General features: G+C 60.2%; 14 protein-coding genes and 2 pseudogenes. 10 read left to right on the plus strand and 6 right to left on the minus strand.

Annotation, left to right across the window (positions count from 1 at the left end):
- Positions 1-17: 17 nt before the first annotated feature.
- Positions 18-1,262, minus strand: a complete 1,245-nt coding sequence (locus FNZ07_RS08270; RefSeq protein ID WP_091015399.1) for a saccharopine dehydrogenase family protein — start codon at positions 1,260-1,262, stop codon at positions 18-20.
- A gap of 169 nt (positions 1,263-1,431) precedes the next feature.
- Positions 1,432-2,697 carry a PucR family transcriptional regulator gene (locus tag FNZ07_RS08275; RefSeq protein ID WP_211367807.1) on the minus strand — a complete coding sequence of 422 codons (1,266 nt, stop codon included), beginning with the start codon at positions 2,695-2,697 and terminating at the stop codon, positions 1,432-1,434.
- Positions 2,698-2,818: 121 nt separating this feature from the next.
- Here FNZ07_RS08275 and FNZ07_RS08280 point away from each other — a divergent pair, with 121 nt between their 5' ends.
- Positions 2,819-4,348, plus strand: a complete 1,530-nt coding sequence (locus FNZ07_RS08280) for a flavin-containing monooxygenase (RefSeq protein WP_091015403.1) — start codon at positions 2,819-2,821, stop codon at positions 4,346-4,348.
- 26 nt (positions 4,349-4,374) lie between these two features.
- Positions 4,375-5,238 (plus strand): metal-dependent hydrolase, encoded by an 864-nt coding sequence (locus tag FNZ07_RS08285; protein ID WP_170275696.1) that lies wholly within the window; start codon positions 4,375-4,377, stop codon positions 5,236-5,238.
- Positions 5,239-5,264: 26 nt separating this feature from the next.
- Here the strand turns inward: FNZ07_RS08285 and FNZ07_RS08290 are convergent, their stop codons facing one another.
- The 4 genes from FNZ07_RS08290 to FNZ07_RS08305 form a co-directional block, all read right to left on the minus strand.
- Positions 5,265-6,092, minus strand: coding sequence for an SDR family NAD(P)-dependent oxidoreductase (locus tag FNZ07_RS08290; protein WP_091015407.1), 828 nt, complete (start codon positions 6,090-6,092; stop codon positions 5,265-5,267).
- Between the two features lie 139 nt (positions 6,093-6,231).
- Positions 6,232-6,600 (minus strand): hypothetical protein, encoded by a 369-nt coding sequence (locus FNZ07_RS08295; RefSeq protein WP_091015409.1) that lies wholly within the window; start codon positions 6,598-6,600, stop codon positions 6,232-6,234.
- A gap of 67 nt (positions 6,601-6,667) precedes the next feature.
- The gene (locus FNZ07_RS08300; protein ID WP_091015411.1) at positions 6,668-7,297 is read right to left on the minus strand and encodes a TetR/AcrR family transcriptional regulator C-terminal domain-containing protein; all 630 of its coding nucleotides are present in this window, start codon (positions 7,295-7,297) and stop codon (positions 6,668-6,670) included.
- Between the two features lie 88 nt (positions 7,298-7,385).
- Positions 7,386-8,345, minus strand: coding sequence for an AraC family transcriptional regulator (locus tag FNZ07_RS08305; RefSeq protein WP_091015414.1), 960 nt, complete (start codon positions 8,343-8,345; stop codon positions 7,386-7,388).
- 169 nt (positions 8,346-8,514) lie between these two features.
- Here FNZ07_RS08305 and FNZ07_RS08310 point away from each other — a divergent pair.
- The 8 genes and pseudogenes from FNZ07_RS08310 to FNZ07_RS08345 form a co-directional block, all read left to right on the plus strand.
- Positions 8,515-9,925, plus strand: a pseudogene (locus FNZ07_RS08310) (FAD-dependent oxidoreductase).
- A gap of 217 nt (positions 9,926-10,142) precedes the next feature.
- Entirely contained in the window at positions 10,143-10,490 is a 348-nt protein-coding gene (locus FNZ07_RS08315) for a VOC family protein (RefSeq protein WP_091015417.1), read from the plus strand.
- A 153-nt stretch (positions 10,491-10,643) separates the two neighbouring features.
- Complete coding sequence (locus FNZ07_RS08320; protein WP_091015419.1) at positions 10,644-12,986, plus strand: cytochrome P450/oxidoreductase; 2,343 nt, start codon at positions 10,644-10,646, stop codon at positions 12,984-12,986.
- A gap of 135 nt (positions 12,987-13,121) precedes the next feature.
- Positions 13,122-14,069 (plus strand): prolyl aminopeptidase, encoded by a 948-nt coding sequence (gene pip / locus FNZ07_RS08325; RefSeq protein ID WP_091015423.1) that lies wholly within the window; start codon positions 13,122-13,124, stop codon positions 14,067-14,069.
- Positions 14,070-14,771: an AIM24 family protein gene (locus FNZ07_RS08330; RefSeq protein ID WP_091015425.1), complete on the plus strand. Its 702-nt coding sequence runs from the start codon at positions 14,070-14,072 to the stop codon at positions 14,769-14,771. It begins immediately after the preceding gene.
- A gap of 48 nt (positions 14,772-14,819) precedes the next feature.
- Positions 14,820-14,945 carry an entericidin A/B family lipoprotein gene (locus tag FNZ07_RS08335; protein WP_133116979.1) on the plus strand — a complete coding sequence of 42 codons (126 nt, stop codon included), beginning with the start codon at positions 14,820-14,822 and terminating at the stop codon, positions 14,943-14,945.
- A complete protein-coding gene (locus tag FNZ07_RS08340) occupies positions 14,942-15,670 on the plus strand; it encodes a hypothetical protein (protein WP_245811592.1) in 729 nt (242 codons plus the stop codon). The genes FNZ07_RS08335 and FNZ07_RS08340 overlap by 4 nt, the downstream gene beginning before the upstream one ends.
- Positions 15,671-15,877: 207 nt before the next feature.
- Positions 15,878-17,029: pseudogene (locus tag FNZ07_RS08345) on the plus strand (cysteine desulfurase family protein); the annotation flags it as partial.
- Between the last annotated feature and the right edge of the window lie 39 nt (positions 17,030-17,068).

Raw genomic sequence — 17,068 nt, forward strand, 5'->3', positions numbered from 1 at the left:
GCGGCCGGCACCTGAGTTCACGCCAACTCGAAACGCAACCCGGCGTGTTGAACCAGCCGCTCGATGAAGCGCTCGTCGAACATCGTGGCAGGTGTCCAGAAGCCGCCGGGCCGCCCGACCTTGACATCGTCCGTGGCGTAATCGAGTGCGAGACCGATGGCTGCCTGACCAAGCATCTTGCCGGTGGAGCCATAACCGGGATCGCGGTCGCCGGTCACTTTCACGCGTAACGTCCGTCCATCATCGGTGCGGCCGAAGAAACGTAAATCGTAGCGGCCGGCCAGTTGAGCCTCGGGGCTGGGGCCTTCACCGGGCTTCGGCAACAGGAAGCGTTCCATCACAATGCGTATCGGCTTGACGACCGCGCCCAGCATGAACGCACCGAGGCCGGCCACCACCGCGAGAGCGGACAAGCAGCCTTTGATGCCGGTGCCTGTCATGATGGCTTCGTCATACGTGAACTGGCTACCGTACGCCTTATCCGCAAGTGCATTCGAGCGATGAACGACACGCTCGTTGATGGCCGCCATGACGAACGGTGCAATCCACGCGTTGTAGTCGGCATCGAACTCCGCGGATTTCACGTAGTGCTGGCGCGCCGTGAAGCCGTGATCTTTAGGGCAAAGCGAATAGGGATTAAGCAGTTCCTTGCGCAAAGCGGGGTTGGCCACGGCTTCCTGAACGACGTTGAGCATGCTCGCCACCGTGCCCCCCGACGCGCCTCCCTTCAGCGTCTTGATGCGCATCTTCACGTGAGTAGCCGGTGCATCCCACTGTTGCTTCGCCTGCTGCTGCAGGAAGTACACGCCCATATCCGAAGGCACCGAGTCGAAGCCGCAGCAATGGACGATACGTGCTCCCGATTGCTGGGCCACAGGCTCGTACTTTTCGACCATCTTCCTGATCCACGGCGTTTCACCGGTGAGATCGCAGTAGTCCGTACCGCTTTGCGCGCAGACCTTGACCAGCGGTTCACCGTACAACGCGTAAGGGCCGACGGTGGACACTACGACCCGCGTTCGTGTGCACATGGCTTGCAACTGGGCTTCGTCGGCCGCGTCGGCGACGATGATCGGCAAGGACTGGCCCGCCGCGCCCAGTGAATCCCGCACGCTCTTGAGCTTGCTTTCGGAGCGGCCGGCAATCGCCCAGCGCAAGGTCTCCGCTCCGCTCGACAGGTATTCGGACAGGTACCGGGTCAAGATCTGGCCAACGAAACTCGTGGCGCCAAACACGACGAGATCATAGTCACGGGCGGTCATGGAGGGATCCTTGAGTGCGAGTTTGTTTGGGAGTATCGGCAGCACCTGGGGTCTGCTAATCAACAGACGTCAGCCAGCACTTTAAGATTAAAGACGACCTTAAGGTCAAGCGCTCGGGTAGAGGGGCAAGTCAGTTCTTTCTGCCCGCGCCCGTACCACGACCGCTCCCTCACTCCGCGCCATCCGCCTCCGGCCGCGTCCACGCGAGCACTTCGAGTGCCGCGCCCACATCGAGCCGTTGATCGGCAAGCGGACGAGGCAGCAACGCCTCCGCACGCTCAAGCCGTCGCAGCAATGTGTTGCGATGCGTATGCAGGGCGTCCGCCGTTGCCGTCACATTGCAACCGTGTTGCAGAAATGCGCGCAACGATCGTTGCAACGTCGGCGATGCGTTGGCCAGTTCCCCCAGCGTCTGGCTGATGAAATAGCGTGCGCCCTTGGTGTCCTGCGTCATCAAGGCCACGAGACGGATCTGCTCGATACCGACCACGGCAGCCGGCGTATTCAATCTGCCGACCACACGTTGCACGGTGAGCGCTTCGAGATGTGAGCGACGAAATCCATCGATGCCGCGCCCCGACGATCCCATCGCAATGCGCACTTCCGGCAACGTGCGCAGTGTCGCCTCGAGGTACGGTCTGTCCACGCGCGTTGCCCCGGAGCACCACACCCACAGCGTCGCCGGACCGGCCAGGATGATGAGCGGCTGCGGCGCGGACAGACTGGTTGCCAGTGCCTTTGCCGCTTCTTCTAGCCGATGCAATTCCGGGGCCGCGGCCTCGCTCCAGATCAGGGCGCCGTAGTGCGCCTGCTCCAATGGATAGCCCAACCGGTTGCTGGCTGACGACGCACTGACCTGGCCGTTTTCGAGGATCAGGGTCACCAGCTCGCGTCGTTCGACATGGCTGTCGCGCTGCCGCGCCTCGCGTTCTTCCTGGATTACGGCGCTCATCGCCAGCATGTTGGCGTCGATGAATGCGCTGATCGAACGTGCGGAGACATCGAGTAGTTCTTCGAGTAGCGATGGATCGCGGGTCAACTGGAAGGCGATCTGCATCCAGAGCCGCCAAGCAACGGTTTGTACCGCTCTGGCCGAACTCATCATGAGTGCCGCCATGCCGCGCCGGGCCAGCTCGCGCGCGTTGTGTTCCATGTCGGGTGTGATGTAGGGCGGCACGGGCTGGCCCGGATGCAGGATGTTCGCGGACGCCCAATGCACGACGCCGGCGCGATAAATGCGCCGCGCGGAAGCGAACATGACCGGATCTTCCGCCACCGATTGCCCCGCGAATTCCGGGCTTCGCGCCGCATCCAGCTCTTTCATCGATTCCGGCGGCAACGCCAGCGCGATTTCGGCGCCGCGGCGCAAAAGCTCGCAAACCTGTGGCGAGGGTGCTGGCCACGTCGTGTCGGAGAACGCAGGGAAGGTGGGCATTTTGGGTTGTTTAGCACCATACGGGCTCAATGTCGGTGCATTTTAACCCTAGGATGGGACCGAGGTAGTCAATAACATGTCCCCAGTTGCAATTGGGTTGCAGCCCTGTCGAGGAGACTTCATGACTGTCCATTCCATCCTGCCCACCGATCACGTCGAGGTGCTGATCGTCGGCGCCGGCATTTCCGGCATCGGCATGGCCCGCTATCTGAGCGACGCGCACCCCGGCAAGCACTATCAGATTCTGGAAACGCGCAGTGAGCTGGGTGGCACCTGGAGTCTGTTTCGCTACCCCGGCATTCGCTCGGATTCGGATCTCTACACCTTTGGCTACGCGTTCAAACCATGGACCAATGAAAAGTCCATTGCCGATGCCGCATCGATCCTCGAGTACCTGCGCGAAGCGGCACGCGAAGGCGACGTCGAGCGACACATTCGCTACGGCCAACGGGTGATCTCCGCGAACTGGCGAAGTGCCGAAGCACAGTGGGAAGTGATCGTGGAAGCCGTGGCCACCGGTGCGCGCAGAACGATGACCTGCCGATGGTTCTTCTGTGCCGGCGGCTACTACCGGTATGAAGAAGGTTTTACGCCCAGGTTCGAAGGTCTGGAGCGTTTCAAGGGGCAGGTGATCCATCCGCAGCACTGGCCCGAAGATCTCGACTACTCGGGCAAGAACGTGGTGGTGATCGGCAGCGGTGCAACAGCGATGACACTCATTCCCGCGATTGCGCCGAAGGCCGCGCACGTCACGATGCTGCAACGCACGCCGACGTACGTACTCAGTTTGCCGTCGCGCGATACTCTGGGGAACGCACTGCACCGGATCTTGCCCAGCGAGCTCGCACACGCGTTGATCCGTCGCAAGAACATCAGTCTGTCGCGTGCTATCTGGCGCTTTTGCAAACGTTATCCGCAGGCTGCCCGCAAACTGATCCGCTACGCGAACCGGAAGAGCCTGCCCGAAGGCTATCCGGTCGACGAGCATTTCAATCCGCCCTATAACCCCTGGGACCAGCGCGTATGCGCGGTGCCTGACGGCGACATGTTCAGGGCGCTGCGGAAAGGCAAGGCATCGGTCGTCACCGATCACATCGATACGTTTACCGAAACGGGCATACGCCTCAAGTCCGGACGCGAACTGAATGCCGACATCGTCGTTACGGCAACCGGTCTGAATGTGCAGCTCTTCGGTGGCATCTCGCTGGCGAAGGACGGAGAGCCGATCGATCTCAGCAAGGCCGTCGCCTACAAGGGCTTGATGCTTTCCGGTATTCCGAACTTCGCGTTTGCGATCGGTTATACGAATGCCTCGTGGACGCTCAAGGTTGGACTGGTGTGCGAGCACTTCTGCCGCCTGCTCACGTATATGGATAAGAACGGCTACGCGAGCTGCCAACCCGTAGCGCCCGAAGGTTTGCCAACCCGCCCGTTGCTGGACTTCGGCGCGGGCTATGTGCAGCGGGCTCTGGATAAGTTGCCGCGTCAGGGGCCCGGTGCGCCGTGGGTTATGTCGATGGATTACTTCCAGGACGTGAAGCTTCTTCGCAAAGGAGCGGTTGCCGACAAGGCGCTTGCCTTCGCGCCCGCGCCTGTGTCTGCGTCGCAAGGCGCGTCACCGGTTCGTCGCGTTGCAGGAGGCGCGAAATGAGTACTACAGCAATGAATACCATAGCAATGAACACTCCCCCGATCGTTCCTCGTTCGGACCTGGACTTCGGCCTCGACGAGACTATCCCGCGCTTCTGGTTCGACAACAATCCGTTCAGGACGCGCCTGCTAGATGGATTGCAACTGGCCTTCCCGGACGGCGAGCGCTACTTCATCTCGAGCGTTCGCTATTTCCGCGAGCGCGTCAAAGACCCGGTGCTCGCGCAGGAGATCAAGGATTTCACGCGTCAGGAAGGCCAGCACGGCATGGCTCACACGACGTTCAACAACGTCCTGAAGCAGCAGGGGATGCCGGTCGATGAAATGCTCGCGGTCCAGAAGACCATTCTGGACGGCTATACCCGTCGTTGGTCTCCGGACTTCAACGTGGCGCTGACAGCGGCCTTCGAGCATATGACGTCGCTGATGGCAGAGGCATTCTTCGGCCGCAAGATGATCATGGAAGGTGCCGATCCGCGTATGCAGGCGTTGCTTGCATGGCACGCCATCGAAGAAATGGAGCACAAGTCGGTGGTGTTCAACGTGATGAAATCGGTCACGAGTATCGGCTATTTCCGTCGCTGCGCGGCGATGATCATCGCTGTGCGGAAATCAAACAGGCTGCTTTTCAAGAACTCCGATCGCATGCTCAAGGCCGATGGTTTTAGCTGGCCGGCGCGCAAGTGGATGATGCTGAAAAATCTGAACTGGATGTACGGTCCAAAAGGCGTGTTTTCCAGCTACAACACGAAAATTGCCGCGTACTTCCGGCCTGGATTTCACCCCACCGATATCCCGGTCATGCAGAGCTATCCGATCTGGCTCGCGGAATATCAGCGTAGTGAAAGTCCGCACAAGGCGTGTCAGGCGCTTCTGGCGCAAGCGGTTTGATACGCGGTGGCGTGATCGCTTGCGTGTCAGCTTGCATTGCCCTGAGCGGCCTTCGAAACGGTTTCCCATTGCCGCCAGGTCGCGAGCCTGTCTGTGTAGGTGTGTTCGACGATCTGCAATGCCGTGCTACCGAGTAGCAAACGCAACGGTGGAGTGGGCGCGTCGACGACCTGCATGATCGCATCGGCTGTAGCGCTTGGGTCGCCCAGGGTGCGGGAGCCATAGGCTGCGGCGAGCTTCTCGCGCAGGCCGGTATATGCGTCCAGTTTCGCCGAGTGTTGCGCGGAGGCGCCGCGCCAGTCGGTATCGTAACCGCCTGGTTCGATCAGCGTGACCTTGATGCCGAAGTCGGCGACTTCTTTCGCCAGCGTTTCGCACAATCCTTCGACCGCCCATTTGGACGCTCCATAGACGCTCGCCGTCGGGAACGTGATGATGCCGCTGAGGCTCGATACCGCAAGGATGTGACCGCCGCCCTGTGCACGCAGCAACGGCAACGCGGCCTGGATGACCCACAGCGCACCGAAAAAGTTAGTGTCCATCTGCGCGCGTGCTGCCGCTTCTTCTGTTTCCTCGACTGCGCCGAACAGGCCGTAACCCGCGTTATGCAGCACCACGTCGAGGCGGCCAAAGTGCCGGTGCGCCTCTCCAACGGCGGAGAACACGGCGCTGCGATCGGCGACATCGAGCGTGAGTGGAAGAAGCGCACTCCCATACGACTGAACGAGATCGTCAAGTGCGGCAATGTCGCGCACCGTAGCGGCAACGCTGTCGCCGCGCGCGAGCGCGGCCTTGGCCCAGACGCGGCCGAAGCCACGTGAAGCACCCGTAATAAACCAGACTTTCTTGCTCATATGAATTCGTTCCCGAAGAGGCCGGACCACCGGCCTGGTTTGACCTGACTCTACCACCGTTAGTCTAACGATGTTAGTTTGTGGGGCGAAAAAGGCGTAACAGGATGCATCACCCGGAAGACAGGTTGGGGGGGTATTGCTACCGGAGCAGATGCGCGACTTCGGCGTCGATGTCGGCTTCGCTTTCGACGATTCGAACAGGAAAGCCGAATGCTTTCGCGAGGGCCGGCGCCATCGCCTTTGACGCGATGGCCAGCGTGCGGCTTGTTTGCACGATCACCGCGCCGGCGCACCATTGGGTAAGTGCAGGACGGTTCCGCTTGAGCCACAGCGCATGCTGTTTGCGCTCGTTTTGCGGGGCGTCGTCTCCATCGCGCGGCGACTCGACGCTCAACAGGACAAAGCGTTGTGCGCGGGCGAACAGCGCGTCGAATTGCGATTCCCACTCGGGCTCAGCGTGCGCGAGACACATGCGTACGAGTGGAAAATGCGTTGTATCGAGAAACATCTTCGACCTTCTTCGCAGAAGCTGAAATAAGCTAACGTCGTTAGATTAGTCTAACAACGTTAGTTAATCAAGCGTCGGCGATCCTGCTCTCGATTCCGCGTATGAGCAGATCGATGCCAAGCGCGAAGCGCTGGTCGAAGTTGCGATTGAAAATGTCGCCGGCAACATCATGCGCGTGCGGATAGGCCGTATTGGCGAGCGCGACGAAGGCAGCCTGGCGCGCTTTCAGGTCGATGCCGTTGTCGGGGCCGAGTGCCTGTTCCTCCATCACGAAGCCAAGCACGTAGTAGAGCACGCTGAACGAACCCCAGGCGGCGAGCCGCGAGTCTGCGCCAGCCTCGACCAGCGAGGCGATCAGCGCGTTGCCGACCCGCATCACGTTTTCGGTCACCCCGTTGCTACCGGCGAACACGCGCGCTCCGTCCCGATGCCTCAACATCGCGCGACGAATTTCACCTGCGACTTGCCGCAACTGCTCTTCCCACGTGCGGTTACGCGGCATCTTGCGCGCGACGTTTTCCATCAGGAGATCGGCCATGCCGTCCATCAGCACCTGTTTGTTTTCAAAGTGCCAATAGAGCGAGGCCGCCTTGATGTCGAGCGCCTGCGCAAGCTTGCGCATCGTTACGCCCTCGATGCCAAGCTCATCGAGAAGTTCGATCGCTGCCTCGATTACCTGTTCTTTCTGTATCGCCATAGAGATCTTGTTTAAAGGTTGCTTGCCGGGAGCCGCGTAAGAAGACCGCGAATCGGTAACAGTGTGCCTGAAACGCCTGAGTTTGCCGTCACGCCTGAAGATTTCCACCCGAAGAACGCCAGCGTGCCGGCGATACCCCGACATGCCGCTTGAACACACGTTGAAACGCGGCAACCGATTGATAACCCACCGACTCGCCGACCTCCGCAACAGGCGTGTCCGCATGCAACAGCATGCGGCCTGCAATGGTCATGCGAACTTCGGTGAGGACATCGGCGGCAGAGCGACCGATGGCTTCCTGAAACTGCCGGATGAATGTCGCCCGCGACATATGGCAGAGCGTCGACAACTGATCGAGCGTCCAGGGTTCAGCCGGTGTTTCGAACATCGCCGTAATGGCCGGTTGCAAGCGAGGTTTCCGCGAGAGCGCAAGCAGACCATGGGGCGGCTGGGCACCTTCCGTAGCAAAACGCAACGTGAGTGCGAACAGCGCCGCCGACAGATGATTGACGAACATCTCGCTGCCCGCGCCTGGATCGTTGGCTTCTTCATGCATCAATTCGATCAGACGCCTCAACCGGGTGCGGGCCATGGACTGTGCCGGGTCGTCGATGTCCCCACCTCGCTCAGGCAATGCGCTATGCACGACCAGACGGCCCGGCAGGTGATCGCGCAACAGTCTGTCTGGAACTGCGCCAAGCAGGAAGCGGCCGCAGAGAAAATCCGCTTTCTCGCCGGCCCCGTCGTTTTCAATCACGGTCAACGATGCTTTTGGACTGCTGGATTCGGGCCCCGCTGTTGCGCCGCTACCGTCATGAATTAGATGCGCGTTGCCGGCGGGAAACAGGATGATGTCTCCGGCCGTTAGCTGTTCCGATGGACCGTTCACGTCTTCGAGAACGGCATGCCCCGACAACAGAACGTGGTACGGGATTTCGCGCACACCCGAGACAGCCTGATCGATTTTCCACGGCGCACCAAAGAGACAGCGCAGTTCGAGCCGCCCCGTGACGGGTATCAATGAAAGCAGTCGGCTTAGCAGGTCCATGCGATCGGATGACGAGGTTTATCGGCGGCGCACACCGGTACGGCAAGAATCGGGATTTTAACGCGCAATGATACGTTTGAGCATATAAATGACAATTTATAGCATCGAAAATATCGCCCAGGGAATCTACAGTGGAGGCTCTTAAACCCACCCCTGAAGGAGTTCCATCATGAGCCACACCCCGGAAGTTGAACATTTCGATACTGTGATTCTTGGCAGCGGCCAGGGCGGCAAACTGCTCGCATGGCATCTCGGTCGCTTGGGGCAGCGCGTGGCTGTCGTAGAGCGTCAGTGGGTGGGCGGCTCATGCCCGGCCGTCGCGTGTCTGCCGAGCAAGAATGAGATCTGGAGCGCGCGTGGCGCATGTGACGCGACATGCGGCCGATTTCGGCGCCGTGGTGACCGGCCCGGTCACCGTCGATATGGCGAAGGTCCGCGAGCGCAAGCGCGATATGGTCGAACGCGAAGTCACCGCGCACCTGAACGCGTACGCGGCAAGTGGCGCGGAATTGATCATGGGTAGCGGCAAGTTTGTCGGACCGAAGACGATCGAAATCGAACTGAACGACGGCGGCAAGCGCACGGTGAGCGGCGACCAGGTCGTGATCAATGTCGGCACGCACGCGGCGATTCCCGATTTCCCGGGGCTGCGCGCAGCCGAGCCGCTCACGCATATCGGATCTTTGGAACTGGACTACGTGCCGGCGCATCTGGTCGTGCTGGGTGGCGGATACATCGGCATCGAGATGGCGCAGACCTATCGGCGCTTCGGTAGCCGCGTGACGATAATCGAGCGCAACGAGCGACTGATGATGCGTGAGGACGATGATGTTTCCGCAGAGATGCTAGGCATTCTGCGTGGCGAAGATATCGACGTGATCCTGAATGCCGAAACGTTGAAGGTGGAAGGGCGTTCGGGAGCGGGTGTGCGTGTCGCGTTGCGCACCGATTCCGGCGAACGGGTGATCGAAGGCAGTGACCTGCTCGTTGCGGTGGGGCGTGTTCCGAATACGACTGGGATCGGGCTGGAAGAGGCCGGTATCAAGCTGAATGAGCGCGGCTATATTCGCGTGAACGAACGGCTGCAAGCGTCGACAGCTGGTGTCTGGGCGATCGGCGAAGCGGCGGGCAGTCCGCAGTTCACGCACGTATCGGTCGACGACTTCAGGATCGTGCGCGACAACATGGCGGGCGGAAATCGCAGTACCGCCGACCGGTTGATTCCATACACGATGTTCACCGAGCCGCCGCTGGCGCACGTGGGCTTAAGCGAACGTGAAGCGCAGCAGAAGGGCATCGCGGTTCGTGTCGCAAAGCTGCCTATGAAGAACGTGCTACGAACGCTTGCAACCGATGAGTCACAGGGCTTCATGAAGGTACTCGTCAGTGCAGATGATGACCGTATTCTGGGCTTCACGATGATAGGCGCAGAAGCGGGCGAGGTATTGGCCGCGATGCAGACGGCGATATTGTCTGGCCTGCCTTATCAAAAGCTGCGCGATGCGGTGATTTCGCATCTGACTTATGCGGAAGGGCTTGGGCCGTTGCTCGGGAATGTGCCGGCTCGGGCTGCGACATAGGGCTCTTCGCTATCTTCAGCTTGCACGAGTGTGTCCCGGTGCCGGTGCCGACGTCGATGTAACTGGCGAGCGTGCACCGGGAATCGTACGTGGGTGACGAGATTCAGATGCAGTATTTGTGGGAGTATTGACGTCGGTTACGTCGATGATCCGATAAGCATCGTCAGGGCTGGATGGATGCCTGCCTGACCGAAAACTTACCAGGGAACTTCCCACGATGAAAATTCACTCCTTGCTGGTGCCTGTGGACGACATGGGGTCAGCCGTCGAGTTTCTAACCGGCAACCTGGGTTGTGTGGTGAAGATACGCGACGGCGATCGTTATTGCGCGCTCGATGCGGGTGGTCAGATGCTGGCGCTGGTGTCGGGAGAAGAACGGATGGTCGATTCGATTTCTCTGGTGGTTCGCGTCGATGACATCCACGCAGCGGTCGCTTCCATTATCGAAGGCGGGGGCCAGTTGCTTAGCCCGCCGCATGAAGGACCTCATGAGGTGCGTGCGGTGGTGACGGGTGCGGGTGGTGTGCCGATGGTGTTGTCGGCGAAACGGCCAGTGGCTGGCTGATTGCCGTTGGCCGTCATATGGCGGTTCTACACGAGTGTGTCGGTGCAGATCTCAGTGCGTGCATGCTCGCTCGTGTGTGCGGCTAGCACGAATGCGTGCATCGTCGTTGGCGTATGATACTGACGCAAATAAGGGGCAATCAGGAGACATCGGATGAGCGACGCTATCAATCCGAACCGTACGGCGTCGTGTCCGTTCCATGACAATACAGGCAGCCCGCCATCAACATCAGACGGCTGCCCGATCAACCACCGCGCCGCCGACTTCGATCCATTCGAAGACGCCTACCAGCAAGACCCCCCCGAATACGTCCGCTGGGCACGCGAACAGCAACCGGTTTTCTACAGTCCCAAGCTCGGCTACTGGGTCGTCACGCGCTTCGACGACATCAAGGCGATCTTTCGCGACAACATGACGTTCAGCCCGTCGATCGCACTCGAAAAAATCACACCGACCGGACCCGAGGCAAACGAAGTGCTCGCCTCATACGGCTATGCAATGAGCCGAACGCTCGTCAACGAGGACGAGCCGGCCCATATGCCGCGTCGTCGCGCGCTGATGGAGCCGTTCACACCCGAGGCGCTCGAGCGGCACAAGCCGATGGTGCGCCGACTGGTACGCCAATACGTCGACCGGTTCATCAACGACGGCAAAGCCGATCTCGTCGATCAGATACTGTGGGAAGTCCCGCTTACCGTGGCACTGCATTTTCTGGGCGTGCCCGAAGAAGACATGGACACGTTGCGCAAGTATTCGATTGCGCACACGGTCAATACGTGGGGACGGCCCAAGCCCGAAGAGCAGGTTGAAGTCGCGCAGGCTGTCGGCAAGTTCTGGCGGTTTGCTGGAAATGTCCTCGAGAAGATGCGGAGCAATCCGAACGGGCACGGCTGGATGCAATACGGCATCCGGAAGCAGAAGGAACTGCCCGAGGTGGTAACGGATTCGTATCTGCATTCGATGATGATGGCCGGCATCGTGGCCGCGCACGAGACCACCGCGAATGCCACGGCGAACGCGCTGAAGCTGCTGCTTCAGCACCCACAGGCATGGCGCGATATCTGCGACGATCCACGCCTGATACCGAACGCGGTCGAAGAGTGTTTGCGGCACAACGGCTCGATCGCTGCATGGCGACGTCTTGCGACCCGCGATGTCACGATCTCCGGCGTCGAGATTCCTGCAGGATCGAAACTGCTGATCGTCACGTCGTCGGCGAATCGCGACGAACGTCAGTTCGCGGGAGCCGATCTGTTCGATATCCGCCGCGAGAACGCAAGCGACCATCTCACGTTCGGCTATGGCTCGCATCAGTGCATGGGGAAAAATCTCGCCCGCATGGAGATGCAGATTTTCCTCGAAGCGTTCACGCGCCGTTTGCCGCACATGCGCCTTGCCGAACAGCGCTTTAGCTACGTGCCCAATACGTCGTTTCGCGGCCCCGAGCACCTGCTGATCGAATGGGACCCGGCGCTGAACCCCGAGCGAAACGATCTATCGGTGCTGCGACCGCGCACGGCGGTGCGTATCGGCGAACCGTCCGCACACGCAATCAGCCGTCCGGTCGTCGTGACGTCCGTCATCTACGCCGGAGCCGACATCGTGCGCGTCAAGCTTGCGTCGCGCGACGGTCGGCCGCTACCTCGCTGGACGCCGGGCTCGCATATCGACGTCGAGTGCGGCGATACCGGCATCTCGCGGCAGTATTCGCTGTGCGGCAATCCAGCCGAAGCGGAGACGTTCGAAATCGCGGTGCTTAAAGAGCACGATAGTCGCGGCGGCTCGGTATGGCTGCACGACGCCGTCAAGCCTGGCGCTTTGCTGCACATACGCGGCCCGCGCAATCACTTTCGACTCGACGAAACAGCGCAGCGGGTGGTTCTGATTGCCGGCGGTATCGGCATTACGCCGATCAGCGCAATGGCACGGCGCGCGAAAGAACTGGGCATCGACTACGAAGTGCATTTCAGCGGACGTACGCGTGCATCGATGGTGCTGCTCGACGAGCTCTCCGCTCTACATGGGGATCGCCTGCGAGTGTATGTGTCCGATGAAGACACGCGTAACGATTTCAGCGCGCTGCGGGTCGACGATGCAACCCAGGTATATGCGTGCGGTCCGGCGAATATGCTCGACGCACTGGAACAAATAGCCACGAACTGGCCCGACAACACGCTAAAAATCGAGCATTTCGTCTCGTCGATCGGCACACGCGATCCAGACCGCGAGCACGCGTTCGACGTGGAACTCAAGGACTCCGGGCTCGTCGTGACCGTAGCTGCCGATCAAACATTGCTCGCTGCGCTGCGACAGGCGAATGTCGACGTACAGAGCGATTGCGAGGAAGGATTGTGCGGCTCGTGCGAGGTGCGCGTTCTGGCCGGCGAAGTCGATCATCGCGATGTCGTGCTGACGAAAACCGAACGGCAGTCGAATACGCGAATGATGGCCTGCTGCTCGCGTGCGCAAGGCACGAGGCTCACGCTGGAGCTTTGATACCGGGCACACGTCACCCTAGTCGGGCGAATTGAGCTGACGGACTCTGCGTTCGTCCCCGGTGGTAAAGTTCTCCCCCGTATCGCCATACGTTGCGCACCTTGCAGGAAGTCTTCGCGAATAAAGGAAAAACTCTTGTACCCACCTATTGAACCCTACGAACACGGTTTCCTCGACACCGGCGATGGACATCGCGTGTATTGGGAGTTGTGCGGCAACCCTAACGGCAAGCCGGCGATTTTTCTCCACGGCGGCCCAGGCGGCGGATGTAGCGAGGACCATCGGCGGCTATTCGATCCGGCGCGCTACAAGATCATGCTGTTCGACCAGCGCGGCTGCGGTCGTTCTACGCCGTACGCGAGCCTCGAGAACAATACGACCTGGCATCTTGTAGCCGATATCGAACGGCTGCGTGAGCTGGCGGGCGTCGAGAAATGGCTGGTTTTCGGTGGCTCGTGGGGTAGCTCGCTGGCGCTTGCCTATGCCGAAACCCACCCGGAGCGCGTGAGCGAACTGGTGGTACGCGGCATCTTCACGCTGCGGCGCGCCGAGTTGCTCTGGTACTACCAGGACGGTGCGTCATGGTTGTTCCCCGATCTCTGGGAGGAATACCTCGCGCCGATTCCGGTTGCCGAGCGGGGAGACATGATGGCCGCCTATCGCCGCCGCCTGACCGGCGACGATGAAGCCGTGAAGCGCCAGGCGGCTCGCGCGTGGAGTTTATGGGAAGGGCGCACCCTTACGCTGCTGCCGAGCCCTGAATTGAAGGAGCATTTCGGCGACGAGGAATTCGCTATTGCGTTCGCCCGGATCGAGAATCACTATTTTGTTCATCAGGGGTTCGTGGAGGAAGGGCAGCTGCTGCGTGACGCCCATCGCCTCGCGAATATTCCCGGGGTGATCATTCAAGGCCGTTACGACGTGGCGACGCCGGCGCGCACTGCGTGGGATTTGTCGCGTGCGTGGCCAACCGCGAAGTTCGAGCTGATTCCGGACGCCGGTCATGCTTTCAACGAGCCCGGCATTCTGCGCGCGCTGATCGCGGCGACGGACGGTTTCGCAAACTCATCGACAGGTCGATAAATGAATCAGCTACCCCGGCTCTTGCCCACCGCTGCAACCGACGAAACCTTCGGGGGCGTGACTTACCACATCGGTGGTGAACTGGTGCCGGTGTTGTCGGTTGATGTCTCGAACACGCCGGTCTACTTCGAGCACCACATCCTGCTCTGGAAAAACTCGAACGTTCGCATTAGCATCAAGCCGCTCAAGGGCGCGGTGAAACGCATGCTGGCCGGCATGCAGGTGTTCGTTACCGAAGCAAGCGGCGATGGTGTTATCGCGTTCAGCCGCGATGGTGCCGGCCACGTTGTGCCGATTCATCTGCGTGCGGGCGAAGAGCTTCATGTGCGTGAGCATCAGTTTCTTGCCGCCACCGAAAATGTCGAATACACGTTCGAGCGCGTGCGCGGCATCACCAACATGTTTCTCGGCCAGAGCGGTTTTTTCATCGACAAGTTTCGCGGGCATCGCGAGGACGGCGTGCTCTGGTTGCACGGATACGGAAACGTCTTCGAGAAAGTGCTGGCCGCCGGCGAGACGATCGATGTGGAGCCCGGCGGCTGGCTTTACAAGGACCCGGACGTGAAGATGGATACTGTGGTGGACAGACTGTCGAGCGGTCTTTTCGCAGCGGGCTTCAACTTCATCGTGAACCGGTTCACGGGCCCGGGTCGCGTCGGCATCCAGTCGATGTACGTGAATAACTCGACGAGCGACCGGTAAGGAAAACCGAGGCTCGCTATCATTTAACTTTGCAAACGGGAGGTAGGTATGTTGGTACGTTTTGTCATGCTGCTGGCGGTGGGCGCTTCGATTCTTTTGACTGGCTGCAATACGGTGGCCGGTGCGGGGCAGGATATTTCGAACTCGGCTCGTACGGTTCAGAAGGCGCTTTGAGATCTGGTGGTGAGGTGGCGGGGTGGTGGTCGGCGTGCTGCCGCCTCGCGATCGCCGTGCTCGCGGTGTGGTCGGCCCAATGCCATGCGTCGACGTATTCCTGCCGGCAGGAACTGCGCACCCTGATCGTCCCGGCGCTCAGGGATACCGCATTTCCAAAGACGGATATCCAGGTCGAGTTGCCGGAAGTGACGTACACGAACGCAGATGCGTCGAAACCTCTGTACAGCGTCCGACTCTTTGTGCCAGCGAACAGCCCGGAGAATCCGGACCGGGAACTCACCATCGGCTGGGTGAATCTGGATGTCGCGAGACTGCGAGTCTATGACGTAACACGGAATCCCGATCGTCCGGATGTGTTGAGCGTAGACGCGAGCAGATTCCGCGATTTCGTGTCGAAATGCATGGCGGGCGCGAATCGAGACCCTTCGTCCTGTGAAAAGCTGAACGGCTTCGCATCAAAGAAGGGCGTGCTGATTCCCGGTAACGAGGCGGGCAGATTGGTGACAGGAGCCGGTCGCCTTCAGTTCTATTCGGCTCCCGACGTGTCATGCAGAATGAGCGGTGTCTTCATCCTCGAAGGTGAGACAGTGGATGCCTATTCCGAGTACGGAAACTTCACCTCGGTCGTCTATCTGAACGCAAAATCGAACGGCCCAGTAACCGGTTGGGTCAGGTCCGATCGACTGAAACCCGATGGCGTCGGGATTGCTCCCCGGCAATAATCCGGCGAAGCAACGGCTGTAGGCAGAAACTGCTTAGGGTACGTTCGCGATTCGAATGACACCGTATTGGTAGAAAATAAATCTACCTGACCGCAATTTTACATCGTCCGTGTTCTACAAATCGACGAATTCGTGGATTTCTTTGGGACGTTTTTCTACGTGTGCTTCCGTACAATTTAACGCTCCAGCGACCTCTACAAACCGACGATGAGCACCCATCTGCATTACTTCGATTACGCCGCCACCACGCCCGCCGATCCCCGAGTGATTGCTTCGATGGTCGAGTGCCTCGGTATCGACGGCGCATTTGCCAATCCGGCTTCGACTTCCCACCAGGCGGGCATGCGGGCACGCAACCTCGTCGAGGCTGCGCGAGCGGAAGTTGCGGGTGCGATCGGTGCGCGACCCGATGAGATCGTATGGACCTCGGGTGCAACGGAGTCGAATAATCTCGCGTTGAAAGGCTTCGCCGATTTGGCGGCGCGTCCCGGTCATATCGTCACTAGCCGTCTGGAACACAAGGCCATTCTCGATACCGTGGCCAGCCTCGAGAGCCGGGGATGGGCGGTGAGCTACGTCGATCCGGATCAGCACGGCGCCATCACCGTCGAGGCGGTAGCCGGCGCGATGCGACCAGATACAGGCATCGTCTCGCTGATGCTGGTCAACAACGAAATCGGCACGCTGACGGACATCGCTGCCATCGCCCCGATCGTGCATGCAGCCGGCGCATTGCTGCACGTCGACGCGGCCCAGGCGCTGGGCAAAACGCCCATCGATGTCAAAGCGCTCGGCATCGACCTGATGTCGATTTCCGCGCACAAGGTGTACGGACCCAAGGGCATTGGCGCGTTGTACGTGAGTTCGGCGGCGGCACAACGGATCGCGCCGCAGATGCACGGCGGCGGGCACGAGCGTGGCTTACGTTCGGGCACGCTGGCGACACACCAGATTGTCGCGATGGGAACAGCGTGTGCAATCGCTAAAGCAGAGATGGACGCGGATACGCAGCGAATCGCGAGGCTCAGCGAACGTCTGCTTGCTGGTGTATTGTCACTCGATGGCGTTCGACACAATGCGCGGAACACGCTTCGCATTCCGCATACGCTAAGCTTGACCATCGACCACTCTGGTTTCTTTCCATTTATGCTCGCTGGCGATCTTGCCGTTTCGTCGACTTCGGCCTGCAACTCCGCGGCCGGAACGCCATCGCATGTTTTGAGCGCAATTGGACTGAGCGATCAGGCGTCGTCCAGAACGATCCGCTTCAGCCTGGGTCGCTTTAGCACAGAGGAAGACGTCGACTGGGCCATCGCCAGCATCCGGCAGGTCGTCGAGCAATGCATGCCGGAAGCCGCCGGCGTGTCTGCTTTTCCATTGGTTTGAGCACTACGTCGG

The sequence above is a fragment of the Paraburkholderia megapolitana genome (assembly GCF_007556815.1).
GTDB classification, from domain to species: domain Bacteria; phylum Pseudomonadota; class Gammaproteobacteria; order Burkholderiales; family Burkholderiaceae; genus Paraburkholderia; species Paraburkholderia megapolitana.